The sequence below is a fragment of the Burkholderia sp. Tr-862 genome, assembly GCF_011753085.1.
Taxonomy (GTDB): Bacteria; Pseudomonadota; Gammaproteobacteria; order Burkholderiales; family Burkholderiaceae; genus Burkholderia; species Burkholderia ambifaria.
In genome coordinates this window covers 1-2,551 of the sequence record NZ_VWWG01000324.1, presented here as the reverse complement: position 1 = coordinate 2,551, position 2,551 = coordinate 1, and the positions used below count along the sequence as shown (strand labels likewise).

Here is a 2,551-nt window from a genome sequence, read left to right as displayed (position 1 = left end):
GCGTGTGCGGCTGCATCCAGGCAGGGGCGGGCGCCGCGGCTGCATGTGCGTTGTCGTGCCCGGTCGGTTCGTTGCCGGCCGTCGGCGGGTGCGGGACGCCATTACCCGGCCCTAATGCCTGATGCGCAACCGGATTGCCCGGCGCCTGTGGCGTCGCGCCGTTGGCGAAGCGCGGCGCATTGGGGGCTTCGGCGTTCATCGGTCGCGCGCCATTGGGCACGACCGGCGTCGGCGCGCCCGGCCGTGCAGCCTGTGTGAGGGCCGGCTGACCTTCGTGCGGCGCGTGCGCCGGCTGCACGACGGGGCCGTGCGGATTCACGAGCTGCACGTTGCGCATCGCCCACGCACCGGCTTTCGGATTGCCCGGAACACGGACCGGGCGAGCCGTATAGTCGGCCGGCACGCTGGTTCGCGCGACAGGGGCGCCCGCGCCCGGCACGTGTGCACCTTCCCGTGCGAGATGGACGGCCGCCTGATCGCGATACGCGGCCGGCACTGCCGGATTGCGCGTCGCGACGAACGAGTGCTGCCCGATCGCCGCCGGCGGGCGGTAGCTGGCCGTGCGCAATCCGCCATTCAGGCTCTGGCGTACCGGCGCAATGCCGGGCGTGCCCGGCATCACGTGCGCGTTGCGCCATTGCTGCGGATCGACATGCTGGGAGAAGCGCGCGACCGGCTGGCCGTGCACGAACGCGGACGCCGGCACGGCCGTGATCGCGTGCGGCGCGCGGAAGTTCACGTACGTCTTGTTGATGTTCGTAATGTTGGTGATGTTCGTCACGTTCACGGTCTTGTTCACCGTGACGTTGTTCACCACGATATTCCGGTTCACGCGTTCGTAGTAATGCGGGCTCCAGCCGCCCCAGCCGGGATGCCACGCCTCGCCCGGGCCGAGTGCGAACCATGCGCAGCCGGCCGCGGCGACGCCGCCGACCGTCAGCGCGACGCTCCAGTCGGGACCGCCGCCGCCGCCCACGAATGCGACCAGCGCCGGTGCATAGGCGGGCGGCTGGCTGACGGCCACCGGGCCGGGCACCCACGCCCAGCTGTCGTCGACATGGGCCCAGCGGCCGTAGTGGTACGGCGCGAAGCCCCACGGGGCATCGTCGACCCAGGTCCAGCCCCAGGGCGCCTGCCAGATCCAGTGACCGTCGTGATACGGCGCCCAGTCGGCCGGCGTGTCGTTCGGCACCCAGACCGCCCCGTAGTTCGGGGTCTCGCGCCACGTCCCGTTCGCGTCGAGATCCTGGTAGCCGGGAATGTCGCGCGACACGTAGCGGGCCGATACCGAGCGCTGCTCGGCCGCATCGCGGCTGGCGGCCCACTGGTCGAGCGCGTCGGGGGCCGGCGCGGCCGATTGCTGCGCGACCTGCAGGTCGGTGCCGGTGAACACGACCTGCTGGCCGGGCGACAGCGGATACTGCCCGTTGCTGCCGTACACGGTCGCGCTGCCGCTGCGCACGGTGACCGTCGTGCTCGCGCCGTTCGGCGCGACATCGACGCGATAGTCGCCGGGGCCCGTGAGGCCGAGCGCGAGATTGGGCGTATCGATTTCGTACGACCCGCCGGGTGGCAGATCGCGCACGTGCGTCGACACGGTGCCGAGCCCGACCTTCAGTTGCGTCGTCGTGTCGTCGAGGTTCAGCACCGACAGGCTCGTCGATTCGCCGAGTCGCACCGCGGTCGAGCCGATGTGCAGCTCGGAGCGCGCGCCGGCGTCGTTCCACAGCTGGTCGCCCGTCGTCAGCGGCCGGTTCACGGCGGCGTATGACCACGTATCGGTGCCGGCCGGCTCCGTCGTCACGGCGCCCGACATGTAGTTGAGCCGGGCGACGCGGCTCGGCGGATCACCGCCCGGTTGCCGGGCGGCGGCCGCGTACGGCGCGGCCTGTGTCGTTTGCGCGAATGCGCAAGGCAGTGTCGCCAGCGCGGCGAACGCGAGCAGTGTGCAGCGGGCGGTTCGCTTGAGCGTGAACAGGGAGGCCATGTTGAGCGTCTTCGTCGTTATTGCGGCGCGTCGATTCGTGCCGTCCAGTTCACGATATCCGCTCGGCCTGTTTCAGTGCTCGGTGTTTTGTAAGTCGAATGGCACGCGATGTAACAAAACCTGTCCGGCGCGCGCCGTTGTCGTCCGGTCGCAATGCGCGTGTCAAGCGGACGTAAGCCAGTCGTCGAAAACCTGCCGTCCGGGCACGGTGACGCGCAGCACGCGCGGCCGCGCCGTGCGTTCGATCCACCCGTGTGCGCAGAAGCTGTCGAGCAGTGCCGCGCCCAGTGCGCCGCCGAGATGCGCGCGCCGCTCGCTCCAGTCGAGGCAGCCGCATGCGAAGCGGCGCCGGCGCGTGCGCTGCTGGGCGACGTCGATGCCCCAGTGCGCGAGTGCTTGCGTGCCGAGCTCGGTGGTCTCGATCGCATCGCCGTCCGCGTGCAGCCAGCCGCGTGCGGTGAGGCCGTCGAAGATGCGGACCGCGAGTTCGCCGGCCATGTGGTCGTAGCACGTGCGCGCGTAGCGCAGCTCGGCCGGCACCGTGCGCGCCGGCGGCGGCACGGG

The 2,551-nt window shown here is 71.1% G+C and carries 1 protein-coding gene and 1 pseudogene; both read right to left on the bottom strand.

Annotated elements, in window-relative coordinates; genetic code table 11:
- A partial coding sequence (locus F3J14_RS34430) for a DUF6600 domain-containing protein (RefSeq protein ID WP_166726691.1) occupies nucleotides 1-1,987 on the bottom strand: 1,987 nt, incomplete at its 3' end.
- A 162-nt stretch (nucleotides 1,988-2,149) separates the two neighbouring features.
- Nucleotides 2,150-2,551 (bottom strand): annotated as a pseudogene (locus F3J14_RS34425) (transcriptional regulator); the annotation flags it as partial.